This is a genomic window from Myxococcus guangdongensis (assembly GCF_024198255.1).
Lineage (GTDB): Bacteria > Myxococcota > Myxococcia > Myxococcales > Myxococcaceae > Myxococcus > Myxococcus guangdongensis.
On the sequence record NZ_JAJVKW010000007.1, the window covers coordinates 173,567 to 190,153 of the forward strand.

Annotated in this window: 12 protein-coding genes; 5 read left to right on the top strand and 7 right to left on the bottom strand. The window is 68.9% G+C overall.

The window, feature by feature from the left end; translation table 11 throughout:
* Nucleotides 1-9: 9 nt before the first annotated feature.
* Nucleotides 10-1,365 (bottom strand): Na+/H+ antiporter NhaA, encoded by a 1,356-nt coding sequence (gene nhaA / locus LXT21_RS22580; RefSeq protein WP_254040487.1) that lies wholly within the window; start codon nt 1,363-1,365, stop codon nt 10-12.
* Between the two features lie 151 nt (nt 1,366-1,516).
* Between nhaA and mutS the strand changes: the two genes are divergently transcribed.
* Nucleotides 1,517-4,282, top strand: a complete 2,766-nt coding sequence (mutS, locus tag LXT21_RS22585; protein ID WP_254040245.1) for a DNA mismatch repair protein MutS — start codon at nt 1,517-1,519, stop codon at nt 4,280-4,282.
* 53 nt (nt 4,283-4,335) lie between these two features.
* On the opposite strand, the gene LXT21_RS22590 is transcribed toward mutS, so the two are convergent.
* The 3 genes from LXT21_RS22590 to LXT21_RS22600 form a co-directional block, all read right to left on the bottom strand.
* The gene (locus LXT21_RS22590; protein ID WP_254040246.1) at nt 4,336-4,920 is read right to left on the bottom strand and encodes a DUF2911 domain-containing protein; all 585 of its coding nucleotides are present in this window, start codon (nt 4,918-4,920) and stop codon (nt 4,336-4,338) included.
* Nucleotides 4,921-5,062: 142 nt separating this feature from the next.
* Entirely contained in the window at nt 5,063-6,787 is a 1,725-nt protein-coding gene (locus tag LXT21_RS22595) for a HEAT repeat domain-containing protein (protein ID WP_254040247.1), read from the bottom strand.
* Between the two features lie 121 nt (nt 6,788-6,908).
* Entirely contained in the window at nt 6,909-8,729 is a 1,821-nt protein-coding gene (locus tag LXT21_RS22600) for a hypothetical protein (RefSeq protein WP_254040248.1), read from the bottom strand.
* 261 nt (nt 8,730-8,990) lie between these two features.
* Between LXT21_RS22600 and LXT21_RS22605 the strand changes: the two genes are divergently transcribed.
* The 3 genes from LXT21_RS22605 to LXT21_RS22615 all read left to right on the top strand — a co-directional run bounded on the left by LXT21_RS22605 (nt 8,991) and on the right by LXT21_RS22615 (nt 13,018).
* Nucleotides 8,991-10,019: a DUF3616 domain-containing protein gene (locus LXT21_RS22605; RefSeq protein ID WP_254040249.1), complete on the top strand. Its 1,029-nt coding sequence runs from the start codon at nt 8,991-8,993 to the stop codon at nt 10,017-10,019.
* Nucleotides 10,020-10,399: 380 nt separating this feature from the next.
* Complete coding sequence (locus tag LXT21_RS22610) at nt 10,400-11,164, top strand: DUF3592 domain-containing protein (RefSeq protein WP_254040250.1); 765 nt, start codon at nt 10,400-10,402, stop codon at nt 11,162-11,164.
* Nucleotides 11,165-11,251: 87 nt separating this feature from the next.
* Nucleotides 11,252-13,018 (top strand): N-acetylmuramoyl-L-alanine amidase, encoded by a 1,767-nt coding sequence (locus tag LXT21_RS22615; protein WP_254040251.1) that lies wholly within the window; start codon nt 11,252-11,254, stop codon nt 13,016-13,018.
* Nucleotides 13,019-13,031: 13 nt separating this feature from the next.
* Here LXT21_RS22615 and LXT21_RS22620 read toward each other — a convergent pair whose 3' ends face one another.
* Together LXT21_RS22620 and LXT21_RS22625 are read right to left on the bottom strand one after the other, a co-directional pair.
* Nucleotides 13,032-13,511, bottom strand: a complete 480-nt coding sequence (locus LXT21_RS22620) for an anthrone oxygenase family protein (protein ID WP_254040252.1) — start codon at nt 13,509-13,511, stop codon at nt 13,032-13,034.
* 15 nt (nt 13,512-13,526) lie between these two features.
* Nucleotides 13,527-14,411, bottom strand: coding sequence for an NmrA family NAD(P)-binding protein (locus tag LXT21_RS22625; RefSeq protein WP_254040253.1), 885 nt, complete (start codon nt 14,409-14,411; stop codon nt 13,527-13,529).
* A 156-nt stretch (nt 14,412-14,567) separates the two neighbouring features.
* Between LXT21_RS22625 and LXT21_RS22630 the strand changes: the two genes are divergently transcribed.
* Nucleotides 14,568-15,527: an AraC family transcriptional regulator gene (locus LXT21_RS22630; RefSeq protein WP_254040254.1), complete on the top strand. Its 960-nt coding sequence runs from the start codon at nt 14,568-14,570 to the stop codon at nt 15,525-15,527.
* Nucleotides 15,528-15,529: 2 nt separating this feature from the next.
* Here the strand turns inward: LXT21_RS22630 and LXT21_RS22635 are convergent, their stop codons facing one another.
* On the bottom strand, nt 15,530-16,519 hold the full coding sequence (locus LXT21_RS22635) for a TolB-like translocation protein (protein ID WP_254040255.1): 990 nt from the start codon (nt 16,517-16,519) through the stop codon (nt 15,530-15,532).
* Nucleotides 16,520-16,587 lie beyond the last annotated feature (68 nt).

Sequence of the window (16,587 nt, forward strand, 5' to 3'; positions counted from 1 at the left end):
GCGACGACGTTAGACCGCGACCGCCGGCTTCGCCACGAAGCGCAGGAGGACATACCCCACCAGCGCCGACAGCAGCGAGCCCACCACGATGCCCAGCTTCGCTTCGTTCAACACCGAGGGCTGGTCCCCGAAGGCCAGCCCCGCCACGAACAGCGCCACCGTGAAGCCGATGCCCGCGACCACCGCCACCCCGTGCAGCTGGGAGAGGCTCCCGCCGCCCGGCATCGACGACACGCCCAGCCTCACCGCCCCCCACGTGAAGGCGAGGATGCCCACCTGCTTGCCCACGAAGAGGCCGACGATGATGCCCAGCGGCACGGGCGACACGAGCTGTGCCCAGCCCATGCCCGCCAGCGAGATGCCCGAGTTCGCCAGCGCGAACAGCGGCACGATGCCGTACGCCACCCAGCCCTTCCACAGGTGCTCGAAGCGGTTGAGCGGCGGCTCGAGCTCCTCCAGGCGCTCCTCGATGTAGAGCAGCTGCGCGCCCCGCATGGACTCGTCCTCGGAGCGCTCGGTGCAGTCCCGGATGTAGACGGACAGGTCGTCGAGCACCTCGCGCCCGGGCCTGGTGGGCCGCGAGGGGATGCACAGCCCTATCACCACACCCGCCAGCGTGGCGTGGATGCCGCCGCGGTGCATCGTGTACCAGAGCGCCGCGCCTGCGAGCAGCCATGGGATGCCATTGCGGACATAGAAGCGATTGAACGCGACCAGCACCGCCACCACCGCGCCCGCGGCCAGGAGCCATCCGCCGTGCACACCGGTCCCGTAGAACAGCGCGATGACCAGGATGCCGCCGATGTCATCGAAGATGGCGAGCGCCGTGAGGAACACCACCAGCCCGTGGCTCACGCGCGAACCCACGAGTGACAGACACCCGATGGAGAACGCGATGTCGGTGGCCATGGGGATGGCCCAGCCCGCCTGCGCGGGAGTGCCCGTGTTGATGACGGCGTAGATCAGGCCCGGCACCACCATGCCGCCCAGGGCCGCGATGAGCGGGAGCACGGCTCGGGCCGGCGTGCGCAGCTCCCCGGCGCTCAGCTCGCGCTTGACCTCCATGCCGACGAGGAAGAAGAACAACGTCATCAGCCCGTCGTTGATGAGCTGTCGGACGGTGAAGGTCGCGTGGGTGCTCGCCACCCCGAAGGACAGCCGGGCATCGAAGAGGCCCTCATAGGACGTGGCCCATGGGGAGTTGGCCCAGGCCATGGCGAGGACAGCGCAGAGGGCCAGGAGGATGCCGCTGCTGGTCTGGAGCTGGAAGAAGGCGCGCAGCGGCGCGACCGCCACGCGAAAGAGGGCGGGCACGGGCGTCGGGCTGCGTGTCCTGGGGGCGGTCGAGGGGGGAGGCGACTCCATGGCGGCGCGGAAGATGCACTCGCGCATGGAAGGCCGCATCCGTTTTCGCGACGGCGCGAGCGGAAATGTCGGTGGTGGATGATAGGGAAACCGGGCGGGTAGGGTCAGCGGTTCGTTGATCCAGGGGTGGGGGCATGAGAGAAGGGCGGGGATGGCCGTGACGCAGCAGATGAAGGCAGCCAAGGCAGCAGCGATGGAGCTTCCCGTGGACCCGACGCAGGACGTCGCGCCGGATGGGGAGAAGGCGAGCGAAGGCTCGGGCGCGAGGGAGATCGCGTCCCTGACGCCGATGATGCGCCAGTACCTCGAGGTGAAGGCGCTGCACCCGGACTCGGTGCTCTTCTTCCGGCTCGGGGACTTCTACGAGATGTTCTTCGAGGACGCGGTGAAGGCCTCGGAGATCCTCCAGATCACGCTCACCGCCAGGGCCAAGGGCGCCGACAAGGTGCCCATGTGCGGCATCCCCTACCACTCCTCGCGCCGCTACATCGCGCGCCTCATCGGCGAGGGGCTGAAGGTCGCCATCTGCGAGCAGGTGGAGGAGGCCGGCAGCGGGCCCGGCATCGTCCGGCGCGAGGTGACGCGGGTCATCACCCCCGGCATGGTGCTGGACGAGGAGGTGCTCGAGCCTCGCGACAGCAACTTCCTGGCGGCGGTGTTCTGGAACGAGAAGGGCTGGGGTGGGGCGCTGTTGGAGGCGTCCACCGGCGAGTTCCTCGCGATGGAGGCGGGCTCGGCGGCGGAGCTGGCGGAGTCGCTGTCGCGCGTGGAGCCTCGGGAGCTGTTGGTGCCCGCGGGGCAGCGCAATTCGGCGGAGGTGGCGCAGCTGTGCTCGCGGCTGCCTCGCGTGCCGGCGGTGGCGGAGGGCGAGCTTGCGGCGTTCGAGCCTGCGCGTGCCGCGGGCTTCCTGCGGTCGCACTTCGCGGTGCAGTCGTTGTCGGCGTTCGGGTTGGATGACGCGCCGCTGGCCACGGGGGCTGCGGGCGCGGCGCTGCGGTATCTGAAGGACACGCAGAAGACGCCCGCGGCGCACGTGGACCGGCTGAGCCGGCAGGAGCGCTCGGGCAGCCTGCTGATGGATGAATCCTCTCGCGCGAACCTGGAGGTCCTGCGCTCGCAGCGGGATGGTGGGCGCAAGGGTTCGCTGCTCGGAGTGCTGGACCGGACGGTGACGAGCCTGGGGGCGCGGAAGCTGGCGCGCTGGCTGGCCTCGCCGCTGGGGTCGCTCCCGGAGATCCACGCGCGGCTGGACGCGGTGGAGGAGCTGTCCGCGAAGAGCGTGTGGCGTGAGGAGCTGTCGGGCATCCTCAAGGAAGTGGCGGACCTGGAGCGGCTGACGGGCCGGCTGTCGTTGGGCGCGGGGAATGCGCGGGACCTGCGGGCGCTCGGGGTTTCACTGGCGCAGCTGCCCCGGTTGGGTGCGGCGCTGGCGCGGTGTCAGGCGTCGTTGCTCCAGTCGCTCGCGGGGCCGCTGACGGCGCTGCCGGAGCTGGCGAACCTGTTGGCGCGCTCGGTGGTGGACGAGCCTCCCGTCGCGCTGAAGGAAGGCGGCTTCATCCGGCAGGGGTACCACGCGGAGCTGGACCGCCTGGTGGAGCTGTCGACGTCCGGCAAGGACGTGCTGCTGAAGATCGAGGCGCGGGAGAAGGAGCGCACCGGCATCGGCTCGCTGAAGATCCGCTACAACAAGGTCTTCGGGTACTACCTGGAGGTGACGAAGTCGAACCTGCACCTGGTGCCGGCGGATTACATCCGCAAGCAGACCACGGTGGGGGCGGAGCGGTTCGTCACGCCGGAGCTGAAGGAGCACGAGGAGCAGGTGCTGACGGCGGAGGAGCGCCGGTGCGCGCTGGAGCTGCAGCTCTTCGAGGAGCTGCGGGCGAAGGTGGCGCAGGCGGCGCCGCGCATCCGTTCCGCGGCGGAGGCGGTGGCCACGGCGGACGCGCTGTTGTCCTTCGCGCGGTGCGCGTCGGAGTACGGCTACACGCGGCCGGAGGTGGACGCGTCGGAGGTGCTGAGCATCACCGCGGGGCGTCACCCGGTGGTCGAGCGGATGCTGGGGGCAGGGGAGTCCTTCGTTCCCAACGACGTTCGGATGGACCCGGAGGACGCGCAGCTGCTGGTCATCACGGGCCCGAACATGGCGGGCAAGAGCACGGTGATGCGGCAGGTGGCGCTGACGGCGCTGATGGCGCAGGCGGGCTCGTTCGTTCCGGCGAAGGCGGCGCGGATTGGCCTGTGTGATCGCATCTTCACGCGCGTGGGCGCGGCGGACAACCTGGCGCGCGGCCAGTCGACGTTCATGGTGGAGATGACGGAGACCAGTCACATCCTCCACCATGCGACGAACAAGAGCCTCATCATCCTGGATGAGATTGGCCGTGGGACGTCGACGTTCGATGGTCTGTCCATCGCGTGGGCGGTGGCGGAGCACCTGCACGACCACGTGAGCGCGCGCACGCTGTTCGCGACGCACTACCACGAGCTGGTGGACCTGGCGCGTGAGCGGTCCAAGGTGAAGAACCTGTGCATCGCCGTGAAGGAGCAGGGCGGCAAGGTCATCTTCCTGCGGAAGCTGATTCCGGGCGGGGCGAGTCGCTCCTACGGCATCGAGGTGGCGAAGCTGGCGGGCCTGCCGACGGAGGTGGTGGGGCGGGCGCGCGAGCTGCTCCAGAACCTGGAGTCCGGGGAGCTGGATGACGCGGGGCGGCCCCGGGTGGCGGTGCGGCAGAACCCGAAGAAGGCGGCCGTGGCGGCTGGGCAGTTGGGGCTGTTTGGTGAGCCCGTGGCTCCGGCTCCCGCGCTGCCTGCGTCACATCAGAAGGCACTGGAGGCGCTGAAGTCAGCGGCCATCAACAACCTGACGCCGCTGGACGCGCTCAACCTGTTGGCGAAGCTCCAGCGCGAGCTGGAGTAGCAGCGGGCCGGGCGAGGTTCGCGGACCTGCACCCGGCGCCGCGGCCATCGCGACTACTTCTTCTTGGCGACGCTCAGGGGAACGGAGACCTGGGTGTTCTCCCAGGCGATGTTGAGCGCGGGGGCCTTCTCGTCGAGGGTGATGGTGAGGGCCTCGTAGGTGTCGGCGGACTTCTTCGTGGGGACGTCGACGCGCAGCACGTCCTTCGTCTTGTCGTACTTGTACGCGCCCCACTGGCCCACGTCCTTGCTGACGATGAGGGTCCACTTGTCAGCCTGGGGAATGGTGAAGAGCGAGTAGGTGCCGGCGGCGAGCTTCTTGCCGGCGAGCTCGATGTCACCCGTGGTGGTCAGCTCCGTGGCCTGGTTCGCGCCCAGGCGCCACACCTCGCCGTAGGGGACGAGCTTGCCGAAGATCTGCCGCTTCTCGCCCGTCTTGGGGTCCTGGATGCGGGGCGAGTTGTACGTCACCTTCACGTACGTGGTGTCGTCCAGCTTCTTCGCCGTCATGGCGAGGGGGCTGGCAGGTGCCTTCTCGGGAGGAATCGACTTCTGGGCCACAGCGGGTGTGGCCGCGAGGAGGAAGAGCGCGGCGAGGGCGGGGATGCACAGGTGCCACGAGAGTCGATGGTTGGTCATAGGGGCGCCCATAGTACACACCGCGTGGCGGCACATCACCTCGAGACGCCCCGTCCGCGTCACCCGTCTCGGTGGCGCTCTCGCGCTTCAATCTGGCCACGCGCGCCGAGCGCTCGGAGAAGACGTCTGCGGAAGCAGGCGCTCATTTCAGGCGCCCAGGCGTAGCCAGTTCGATGCGGCCCTCCGAGTCGATGACGATGTCGGCCCGCCGGGTGGAGACGAAGAGTCGCCCATTCAACAGGAGCCCAGACTTCAGGGCCTGCCCCGGCAGGGCTCGCCAGGGGCGGGCCACGTAGCCATCCCCTTCCTGGATGATTCGGTACAGCATCCCTTCATCCAGATAGCGCGAGAACGTCCCGGTGACGGCGACGAGGTGTCGACCCAGTCTGTGGAGCTTCGACACGTTGGCGGTAAGGACCCGGCTCACCCCGCCATCGTCACCGACGTGAACGAGCGTCCCTCCCCAGAACCGAGGGTTCGAACCCAGGAGCCGCCCGTCGGAAACACGCATGCCGCAGTCGGGCCCCGGAGGAACCGGCACCTGGGCGGGACGTGCCATGGCGTGTTCGGGAACGAGCGCGGCGAAGTCGATTGCGTCGAGCTCGGCGCGCGAAATCGCGCCCGGCCCGTCGTCGACGACGGTGTCGGGAGAAGGCTTCATGGCTTCGCGAGTCAGGGGCGGGCGCAGGGGCGCGAACCTGTCGGAGTAGGACGACCTGTGTCGAATGATGTCCATGGCCTGGTAGGCGGCATTCCGTACGTCGGACATCACGTGTCTCCTTGCGACCCTCTTCAGACTGGGAAGCGCTTCGACCGCGTGCATCGCCCCCAGCGACTTGCATGCGAAGTACACACGTTGCCAGTCCTCGGAATCCTCCAGGAGGTTGATGAGCGAGGCCGTGGCGCCGCGGTGTTGGATGGCTCCGAGGACCTGGATGGCGGCGAGCTTCACGTTCCACTTCTTGCTGTCGAGAAATGGGAGGACGTCCGCTCCCGCCGAATCAGCGCGGCTGAGGAGATTGCCGATCAGAAGAAGGGCTTCGGCCGAAGGCTCGTCGTGGAGGGTCTCGAGGAGCTTCGGTAATTCGGCGGGGGGATGCAGCGCCTTCCGGGTCTCCTCGACCGCCACTCGAAAGGTCCCATCGCCGCCGGCCAGTTGTTCGAGTGAGGGGAGGCTGCTCCGAGCGGAGGGACCGATACACCCCAACAAACGAATGGCGTGCCACCGGTTCCGCGGAGAGACCGTGTCGTCCATGGCGACGGACAACAACGCGGAGACGCCTCCGCGCGCCCCTGCTTGCATCTCCCACAGCACGCCGCAGACCGCGTTGACATACATGGGAAACAGTGGGTCCAGGGAGGTCGAACCACGCAAGGTTTCGGCGAGCGCGACGGCCGCATCGCTTCCCGCGATGACCAGGCCCTGGGTGACATGGACGTTGCCCTGGGGTTGGAGCATCAACTGCCGGATGAGCCAGTCGATGGCGCGGGCGCTTCCCAGGCGTCCGATCGCCACCTCGATGTAGCCACTTCCACGCGCGTGGGCACGTAGCAAGGCGGGCAGGTGCTTCGCGTTCAGCCCTTCGATGTCGCTGAGCGCATGACTGGCGTGCCTCCTGACTCTCTCCGAGGGGCTCTCCAGCAGCGCCATCAGGGAGGGAATCGCCTCGGCTCGATAGGCCTGGATCTGTCTCGCGGATTCCTGGGCCTTCTCGTCGATGTAGTCATGGCTGTCGTTCGCGCGGGCGACCAGGTCCTGCACGAGCGCCTGGAGGTGGGGATTCTTCCTGGCCTCGGCCCGTTGCAGGGGACAGAGCAGCAGCAGGAGCAGACTCCAGAAGACACGGGGGTGGCACGCTGGGGACATGGGGGCCTCGCGGTCGAGCCGGTGAAGGGTCCCCCAGTTCGCGAGTGGTGGCCTCACGTCGCGCGCACGGAAGCATCATGGCTTCATCACCGAGCTGCCTGCGCAGTCGGCCCTCCAGCGCTCAGCTCCCGTGGTCGTGCAGGCACGTCTGACACGTATTGGGGAGCAGCAGGCACGGGACGAACTGCGAACAATCGCAGCCCATGACGTAGCACGAGTGCAGGTTGTCGTAGCGCCCACCGGAGGGGTGGGGCGAGAACGTCTGCATCGACACCTTGCTCACGCTGGTGGTCGGCGTGGGGAACGACGACCCTCCGTAGCCGATGAACAGGGGCTGGGGGATGGGGTCCGTCTTCAATGCCTTCGGACCCTGGCTCCGCGGGCTGGCCCACAACAGCAGCTTCACCAGGGGCACGTCGTTCTTGCCCGGGTCGGGCAGGCGTACCAGCACGCGGAAGTACAGCGCCCTCGTCGCCCAGTGCTCGGGTGACTGGAAGTCCCAGAACAGCTCGCTGACCGTCGCGACGGTGGGGTGGACCGAGCTGCCTCGATACGCCCCGAGGCCCTTGTACTTGTCGACGTGCATGACGGCCTTGGAGCAACGGTCCATCACGAACATCCACTGCTCCTCCTCCGCGTGCTCCAGCGACGTCTGGAACTTCGCGGTGCTGGCCTTCACCTCGAAGAAGGCCCAGCGGGGACTGGTGGGCGTGTGCTTGAGCTTCGCCGTGATGTCCACGCCGTTGCCGGTGTTGTTCTGCACCGGCCCGCGGATGTCGAACCCGAGCTGCGCGAGGAACTGCATCGCGATGCGCTCGCCGATGTCGCCAATCCAGCTGCTGTCCATGTACGTGATGCTGTTGCACTGGGGTAGGAGCGTCATCAGGGTGCCGCCTGTGACTCCCGTCTCGCCCCAGGGGTATCGGACCGCGGTGATCGGCGCGCCCTGGGTGTACTCGTCGCTGCCGAAGCGGGGCATCGACACGCGGATGAGGTGCAGCTCGAACTCAGCGCCCTTGTTCATGGCGCGCTCGACCGCCCCCGCCCCCTGGAGGGCGTCGTCGCCGTAGTCTCCCCCCAGCGCCCGCTTGATGCGGTCATTGACGAACTCCTGGGCGTTCTTCTGGGCCTTGGAGCATTGCGCGTCATTCACCTTCACCTCGACGCAGTGGATGACGCGGCCACGCTTGACCTGGATGCGCGACGTGCGCTCCCGCGAAGGATAGCGCGAGGTGCTGACGTGGACCGTCGGGGCCACGCCCATGCACTTCATCAGTTTGTCGTAGTCGTCGTCGCCGTTCGTGATGAAGACCAGGTCGATGCCGTTGTTCCTGCTGACGCAGATGGAGTCGATGTTCGTCTGGGCCTTGATGAAGTTGCGGAAGAGGGTCTCCGCATGGACGCCGCCATGGTACTGGGGGACGTCCAGCTTCTCCTGGCTCATGGTGATGATCCGCTCTCCGGCCAGTCCCTCGTAGTACTGCCGCGAATAGCAGTCCGCGCAGGTCGTCCGGGACGTGCATGCCCAGAACAGCCGGGTGCAATCCTTCGTCGAACAGGTCTTGATGCTGGAGGACTGCTTCATCGCGCAGGAACCACAGATGAACTGGCTGAAGTCCGAGCTGCTGAACCAGTCACTCCCTGTCCCGTACTTCTCCAGATCCAGCGGCGTCGTGCACACCGTGCACTTCTTGCGGTCATCCCGGAAGACGAAGCCCTGAGTGAAGGTGACCTTCGGCGTCTCCAGCTCTTTGCACCGCTTCTCCATGTACGCGATGACCGTCCCCACGACGGTCTCGTTGCCGAAGGACTTGAAGCGCAGCGCGGTGATGGCCTGTTCGAGCTTCCAGGTCTCCACGCAGGTGTTGATGGCACGCGCGAGCGCGTCCTTCTGGGAGGTGTTGTCCGTCTCGTAGTCGATGCCGTCGAAGGTGATCTTCATGCGAGGGACCCACGTCACGCGAAAGGGTGGAGCCCCGGAGCACGCCTCCACGGGACCATGGCCGACCCCGTGAGCAAGGGCCGTACCGGGGCCCAGGGGCCGCGCGCCAGGGAGTGGCTGTCGTCGTCCTGCGTTCCCCGACGACGCAGGTGCGTCTCGTGGTGACGCTTACTTCCGGTAGCGCAAGGGACTGTTGCTCAGCCCACACTCACGTCACGAGGGCTTCCCGCGCGGCTGGCCCGTGACGAGATCTGGGGGTCTATGAGGCTGGCCTCCATCATCCTGGGAATCTGCGTGACGGGCTGTGCGGCCCGTGGTGTCTCCTCGGCGCCCGAGCGCGCTCCGGCCTCAGGTGGCTCTGGGCGGGATGTCCTCGTGTTCGAGGGCATGTGTGATGCCTCCGGCGCCGTGGCCCTGGGCGGCTCGCTGTTCGTCGTGGGCGATGACGAGGACAACATCCTCCGTGTCTACGACGCGCGGCGCGGCGGCGCTCCCGTGCAGAGCGTGGACCTGTCGCCGGACCTGGAGCTCCCGGCCCACAACCCCAGGAAGAAGCCTCCCGAGGCGGACATCGAGGCGGCGACGGGGCTCGGCGCTTACTCGTTCTGGCTCACGTCCCACGGACGCAACAGCGCCGGCAAGAAGGCTCCCAGCCGGCTTCGGTTCTTCGCCACCGAGGAGGTCGACGGCAAGCCCCAGCTCGTGGGCCGGCCCTATACACAGCTCCTCGACGACCTGCTCGCGGCGCCACAGCTCGCGGGCTTCCGGCTGGCGGAGGCGGAGACGCTCGCGCCCAAGGCCGAGGGCGGTCTCAACATCGAGGGCATGACGTCCATGGCGGATGGCTCATCCATCTACGTCGGCTTCCGCAGTCCCGTGCCACAAGGAAAGGCGCTCCTGGTGCCCGTGCTCAACCCCGTGCAGATGGTGCTCGAGGGTCAGTCCGCGCGCGTGGGAGAGCCCCGCCTCGTGGACCTGGGGGGCATGGGCATCCGCTCGCTGTCCTGGTGGCACGGCCGGTATCTCATCATCAGCGGCGCCACCGATGGCTCGGGCACGTCGCGTCTGTTCACCTGGTCCGGCGGGGACGACGCGCCCGTGCTCGCGAGCGACGTCGACCTCGCGGGATTCAACCCGGAGGCGTTCTTCACGCCCGAGGACGCGGAGGAGATCCTCCTGCTCAGCGACGACGGCACCGTTCCCGTCGGTGGCACCGCGTGCAAGAAGCTCAAGAACCCGGCGCGCAAGCGCTTCCGCGGCGTCTGGGTGAAGCTCCCAGCGCAGGGCTGACAGCGTCGACGCAGCCGCGCGGGGCGCGCCGTCCCGCATCGAAGGCGCGACCTGCGCGCCTCGACATGGCTCCTTGCCTCGCGCCCATGCGCAGGCCCACTGGCAAGGGGAGCAGACCCGCATCGAAGGCGTGTCCTGCGCGCCTCGACATGGCTCCTTGCCTCGCGCCCATGCGCAGGCCCACTGGCAAGGGGAGCAGACCCGCATCGAAGGCGCGACCTGCGCGCCTCGACAAGGCTCCTTCCTTCGGGTCCGTACGCGGGGCGGCTGCACCCACCTGCATCGAGGGCGTGACCTGGGCGCCTCGACAAGGCGCCTTGCCGCGCGCCCGTACGCGGGCCTCTGGCGCGGAGGCGGATCGCGTGTAGGCTCGTGCCGCCATGCAGCTCGCCATCCCTCATGCACCTCGGAAGATTCGTCTGACGCAGGTCCCCGGCGCGGTGGGCCGCCTCGCGCGTGACGCCGTGCTCGGGCTGGCCTTCGTGGCGCTGCTCGGCGCGGTGGCCCTGTGGGCCGGCCGCCACTTCGTCGAGGAGCAGGGCTTCGCCTCACGCGCCGAGGAGGTCGACGGGACCATCGTGTCCACGCGCCTGCCTCCCGTCGATGCTCGCGTCGGCGCGGAGGCCACCCTGGAGGTCCTCTACACCTTCCAGGACGTGGAGCACTCCGTCTCCGGTGTCAGGACCTTCGCCGAGGACGCCGAGGGCCTCGGCAAGGGCGCGATGGTGAAGCTGCTCGTGGACCCCGCCGACCCGGGCAAGCCCCGCGAGGCGCGCTTCGCTCGCGCCCAGGCCCTGCGCACCAACCTGGTCCCCTGGGGCGTGCTCCTGGGGTTGATCCTCGCCGGCATCTTCTTCACCCGCGAGGCGAAGCGACTCGTGCGCTCCGAAGTGGAGCCCCTCCGCCTGGGCGCGCTGGTGTGGCTGACGCCGGACGGGCCGCTGCCGGAGGAGGGCGGCGAGGTCGTGTTCCCCGCGCACTACTTCCGTCAGGACGTGAAGATGGAGGTCCGCGCGCGGGTGCGGCCGGGCAGGGCGCCGGTGCGCAACGGGACGAAGGTGCTCGCGGCGGTGGTGCCCCGGGAGCCCGGCTGGGCGCGCGTCATCGACCAGGACCTGGCGGGCGTGCTCGGGTGGCTGCGCTGACGGGCCCTCGGTGGGGGTCGAAAATTTGCCGGTGACGTGGGGCTGTGTGACACACGCCTGTAGCTCCCAGTCCGCCGGAGGTTCTTCATGTCCCCACGCCTGTTGCTCGCGCTGCTCGTCCTCCTGCTCCTCCCGGGCACGGTGGGCGCAGCGAAGCGGAACGAGGCCGAGGACGCCTACCAGGGAGCCCGGCGCGCCTACTACGCGCTGAAGGACGACGCCGCCCGGCGCAAGCTGCGCCACCACTGGCTCAACGTCGTGCACAAGTTCCAGGCGGTGGCCAAATCCCACCCCAAGTCGGACCGCGCGCCCGACGCCCTCTTCACCGCGGGCGAGCTGCTCCAGGAGCTCAGCCGCATCTCCTTCGTCGAGGAGGACCTGAAGGCGGCCATCGCGGACTACGACAAGCTGCGCACCGACTACCCCAAGCACCGGCTCGCCGATGACGCCGCGCTCGCGCTCGCGCGCATCCACGTCCACCGCGCGGACCGCCCCGACGAGGCCCGTCGCGTCCTGACCGAGATGCTCGCCGTCAACAGCAAGGGCGACCAGACCAAGGAGATGAAGGCGCTGCTCGCCTCGCTCCCCGCGTCCAAGGCCACGCCGCCCCCCGCGCGCAAGCCGTCCCCCACGCCCGTCCCCGTGAAGGAGGACAAGGGCACTGCCATGGCCCAGGTCGAGACGCCGGCCGAGAAGCCCGCGTCCGCGCTCGTCGGCGCCATCGAGAAGCTGGCCCGCGAGCCGTCCCCGATGATTCCGCGCCTGGACCCCGCCACCCCCGTGGGCGGTGAGCCGTCCGGTGAGAGCAAGGGCGGACTGGACGCCGCCGTCGCCTCCGCGCTGGCCTCCAAGGAGACCCAGACGCCCACGTCGAAGCCCGTGGAGACGGCGAAGGTCGCCGCCGTGACGAAGCCCGTCGAGCCGGCGCCGCAGCCCACGCCCGTGGTCGACGTGAAGACGCCCGCTCCGGTGGCGGTCGCCCCGGCGAAGGTGGAGGCCCCGCGCGCGCAGGAGCGTCGTCCGGAGCCCGAGCCCGTCAAGGTCGCCGTCGAGCCGCCCAAGCCCATCACCCGTCCGGTGGACGACGAGGTGGCGCAGGCGCGACTCAAGGCGGTGGCGAAGCAGTCGCGCCGCGCGGAGCTGACGCTGGCGGAGCAGCTCGGACTGAAGGTCCGCCGCGTCATCATCGACCCCGGTCACGGTGGTCACGACTCGGGCGCCATCGGCAAGGAGGGGACGCGTGAGAAGGACGTGGCCCTGTCCATCTCCCTCAATCTGGCGGACCTGCTGCGCGAGAAGGGCCTGGAGGTGGTGCTGACCCGCGAAGATGATCGCTTCATCCGCCTGGAGGACCGCGCCAAGTTCGCCAACACCGAGCGCGGCGACCTGTTCATCTCCGTCCACTGCAACGCGGCCAGCAGCCGGAAGCTGCGCGGCATCGAGACGTACACGCTGAACACGTCCGCGGACCGCTACTCCATCCGCCTCGCCGCGCGCGAGAACGCGTCGTCGGAGAAGGGCATCAGCGACCTGCAGTTCATCCTCGCGGACCTGGCGACCAAGGCGAACACCGAGGAGTCCTCGCGGCTGGCGAACCAGGTGCAGCGCAGCCTGGTGACGGAGCTGTCCGGCAAGTACTCGGACATCAAGGGTCTGGGCCACAAGGAGGCGCTGTTCTACGTGCTGCTCGGCGTGAAGATGCCGGCCATCCTCGTGGAGACCGCGTTCCTGTCCAACCCGGACGAGGAGAAGCGGCTGGCCTCCGGCGCGTACCAGACGGACGTCGCCAAGGCGATTGCGCACGGCGTGGAGGAGTTCCTCGGCGACCGCAACCGCGTGGCGAAGGTGGACTGAGGCCGCGCCCGCCTCAGTCTCGCGAGAGCACCAGGCTCACCAGCGCACCCAGACACGCCAGGGTCCGCACGTGATTCCACGCCGTCCATTCTGACTGGTAGCGCTCCCAGTACGCCGGAGCCTCCGCGCTGTCCGCCTGGAGCCTCGCCAGCGCATCGTTGCGCGGGACGTTGAACCCGGCCGTCACCCCGAAGCAGCCCACCAGGTAGAGCATGCCGCCCAGCAGTCGCAGGCGCGCGGCCGGTTGGGCCCAGGTGAACACGCAGGAGACCACCAGTCCCGCGCACACCAGCGCCGTGGCCATGAACACCACCAGGAACACGCTCGGCATCACGGCGGTGTTGATGCCTTGCATGGCGGCGATGCCCGTCGCCGGAGGCACTCGCTCCAGGCCCTTCATCACGAAGGTGGAGAAGGCGAAGAACACTCCGGCCATCAGACCGCAGCCGAGCAGGGACGCCCACGTCAGGAGGGGCAGCAGGGTTTCGAGCATGGTGGTCGTTCTTCCTCAGTGGGACGCGGGGAGTCGCAGCGCGGCGACGAAGTCCTCGAACCGCGTCGGGGTCGTGTTGTCGCGAGTCCTGCCCGCCCGAGGTTGGATGCGCCCCTCGTTGAAGGCGCGCGTCATCTCGACATAGAGCCCGGCGAACGTCTCGGAGATTCCAGCCTGCATGAGCGCCTGGCGCATCGCCTCGGGCGGGAGCTGCACGTAGTCGAGGCCGGGGCGACCCAGTCGCGCACCGAGGATGCGGGTGGCCTCGCGGTAGCTGATGTCCCTTGGACCGAGCAGCTCGCGGACGGAGACGCCCGTCCAGTCGCGCCGAACGAGCGCTCGGGCAGCGACCTCCGCGATGTCGCGTGAGGCGATCATCGGGAGCGCGAGGTCCGGCGTGACGGAGTCCGCGTTGACGCCCTCGTGCTCGATGACGGGGAGCGCGTCGAGGAAGTTCTCGAAGAAGGACACGGGACGCAGCAACATCACGTGCGTGTCCTTCAGCGTCCCGAGCCGCTGCTCCTGCGCATGCAACGTGGCGAGCAGGCCCGTGCCCTCGGCGAGCTCCGCGCCCAGGCTGCTCAGCGCGACGACGTGTCGCACGCCGCTGTCACGCAGGGCCTGGACGATGGCCTCGCCCTTGCGGCGCTGGGATTCGTGGTAGCTCGCGGACTCGCGGTCCGTGGGGAGCAGCGTGTAGACAGCCTCCGCTCCACGGAAGGCCCGCGTCAGGTACGCCGCGTCCTCGGACTCCCCCGCGAGCACCTTCGCGCCTCGCGCGGCCAGCTCACTCAGACGCTCCTTCGAACGCCCCAGGGCCAGCACTTCCTGGCCCTCGGCCAGCAACAACTCCACCACCTTCTTGCCGGTGTTCCCGGTCGCTCCCATCACGGTCAGCATGTGTTCTCCCAGGGCCTGGGGCCCCACGGCATTGGCTTGCCTGGAGTCCAATATCGGGCCGGGAGACAGGACTCTCAATGACGCCAAGTCGCTGGTTCATGCTCATTCGTCCAGGCTGGGCTGGACTTGGAGGAGGGCAGGGCGCATCGTCGCGGCATGGCGGAACTCAGACCTCCAGTCGACGCGCTGGGCGAGGCGCTGCACTTCCTGCGGATGAGCGGCACGTTCTATTGCCGCTCGGAGCTGACGGCGCCGTGGGGGCTCGACCTTCCCGCGACCGAGGGGAGCCTCATGTTCCATGTCGTCACCACGGGACAGTGTTGGCTCGAGGTCGACGGCGTGGAGGCGCGGCTGCTCCAGCCGGGCACGTTCGCGCTCGTGCCACACGGCGCGGGTCATCGACTGGTGCACGAGCGAGGCGGGTCGGCGCGCAGGCTCGAGGAGCTCCACGAGGAACTCGTGAGCGAGCGCTACTCCATCCTGCGGCACGGCGGCGGCGGCGCACCCACGACGCTCATCTGCGGTGCTGTCCGCCTGGACCATCCCGCCGCGCGACACCTCATGTCCCTGCTGCCGGGCATCATCCTGGTGGAGCCGTCCAACTCACCGCGCATGGACTGGCTCCAGAGCACGCTGCGCTTCATGGCCGCCGAGGCGCAGGAGCTGCGGCCCGGTGGCGAGACGGTCATCACGCGGCTCGCGGACGTGCTCGTGGTGCAGGCCCTGCGCGAGTGGATGGCCCAGGACTCCCAGGCGAAGTCCGGTTGGTTGGGCGCGCTTCAGGACCCGGACGTGGGCCGCGCGCTCGCGCTCATCCACCGTGAGCCCACGCGGCCGTGGACGGTGGCTTCGCTGGCATCGAGCGTGGCGATGTCCCGCTCCGCGTTCTCCGCGCGCTTCACCCAGCGGATCGGCGAGCCGCCCATGCACTACCTCGCGCGCTGGCGGATGTACGTCGCGCACTCGGCGCTCAAGGACGAGCGTCCCGGGCTGGGAGAGCTCGCCACTCGCATGGGCTATCAATCCGAGGCCGCGTTCAGTCGCGCCTTCAAGCGCTTCATGGGCGTGTCTCCCGGCGCGGTCCGGAAGACGGGCACGTCCATTCTCCGAGCCTGAGGTCAGAGCCCGATGGCGCTCATCGGGATGCGGTACATGTCGCCCGTGCCGCTGCCGATGCCCTGGAGGTTGGCGTCATCCCGGGGCGAGTCGAAGCGCTCGCCCGTGTCTCCGGTGAAGGGCCGCGTGCTGCTGAAGTAGAGCCACTTCCCGTCGGGCGACACGCTGTGGTTGTACTCGCTGTCGCGCGTGTTGATGCCTTCGCACAGTCGCCGTGCGGGCTCCCACTTCCCGTCGACCTTGCGGCTGAGGAACAAGTCGTACCGGCCCAGTCCTTCGGGGCGTCGCAGCGCGCTGAAGAGGAGGTAGCTCTCGTCGGGGGCGATCCACGGCTCCAGCTCGTGCAGCGTGGAGTTGATGGCGGGCCCCAGATTCTCCGGTGCCTGGTAAGCCCCATCGACCCAGCGGGAGACCCAGAGGTCGCTGCCGCCCCGCGTGCCCTCCCGGTCTCCGCCGAAGTAGAGGTTGCCGTTGGCGGCGACCGCAGGAGACCACTCGTCGCGGCTCTTGTCGTTGACGGGGGCGGGCAAGCGGCGCGCGTCCTCCCACTCGCCATCGGCCCCCAGCGACGCGGACCAGATGTCATAGGTGGCGCGAGGCCCGGGCTCACCTGGCTCGGGACGGTCCGAGATGAAGAACACCGTGCGCCCATCGGGCGACAGATGCGGGTCCGCGTTGCTCCACTCAGTGGCGAAGCGCGGATGTGTCGGACGGGACCAGTGTCCCTTCGCGTCGAGCCGTGTCTCGTACATCGCGAAGCGCTCGAAGGCGTCATCCGCCCGGCCGAAGAGCACGCGCCGCTGGTCCGGCGAGAACGCCATGAAGAAATCCCAGGCCCCGGTGGTGAAGAGCCCCGCGCCGTAGAGCTCCGGCGTGCAGGGCTCCGCGTGCTTCGCCGGTGTCACCCGCTCACCGCCGAGGTGCGCGCCGCACCCCAGGCCCCACAACCCCAACGTCAGAAGCACGCCGCGCATCGACGACAACCCCGCCATGTGCCACTCCTCCCGAGCAACGATTCCGTCCTTCGGAGGTCGGAGTAGCATCGGCCCATGACGCGAAA

Bases quoted from the DNA above. Each gene is read 5' to 3' on its own strand.
- nhaA (WP_254040487.1), bottom strand. From the start codon at position 1,365: ATGGAGTCGCCTCCCCCCTCGACCGCCCCCAGGACACGCAGCCCGACG.
- mutS (WP_254040245.1), top strand. From the start codon at position 1,517: ATGGCCGTGACGCAGCAGATGAAGGCAGCCAAGGCAGCAGCGATGGAG.
- LXT21_RS22590 (WP_254040246.1), bottom strand. From the start codon at position 4,920: ATGACCAACCATCGACTCTCGTGGCACCTGTGCATCCCCGCCCTCGCC.
- LXT21_RS22595 (WP_254040247.1), bottom strand. From the start codon at position 6,787: ATGTCCCCAGCGTGCCACCCCCGTGTCTTCTGGAGTCTGCTCCTGCTG.
- LXT21_RS22600 (WP_254040248.1), bottom strand. From the start codon at position 8,729: ATGAAGATCACCTTCGACGGCATCGACTACGAGACGGACAACACCTCC.
- LXT21_RS22605 (WP_254040249.1), top strand. From the start codon at position 8,991: ATGAGGCTGGCCTCCATCATCCTGGGAATCTGCGTGACGGGCTGTGCG.
- LXT21_RS22610 (WP_254040250.1), top strand. From the start codon at position 10,400: ATGCAGCTCGCCATCCCTCATGCACCTCGGAAGATTCGTCTGACGCAG.
- LXT21_RS22615 (WP_254040251.1), top strand. From the start codon at position 11,252: ATGTCCCCACGCCTGTTGCTCGCGCTGCTCGTCCTCCTGCTCCTCCCG.
- LXT21_RS22620 (WP_254040252.1), bottom strand. From the start codon at position 13,511: ATGCTCGAAACCCTGCTGCCCCTCCTGACGTGGGCGTCCCTGCTCGGC.
- LXT21_RS22625 (WP_254040253.1), bottom strand. From the start codon at position 14,411: ATGCTGACCGTGATGGGAGCGACCGGGAACACCGGCAAGAAGGTGGTG.
- LXT21_RS22630 (WP_254040254.1), top strand. From the start codon at position 14,568: ATGGCGGAACTCAGACCTCCAGTCGACGCGCTGGGCGAGGCGCTGCAC.
- LXT21_RS22635 (WP_254040255.1), bottom strand. From the start codon at position 16,519: ATGGCGGGGTTGTCGTCGATGCGCGGCGTGCTTCTGACGTTGGGGTTG.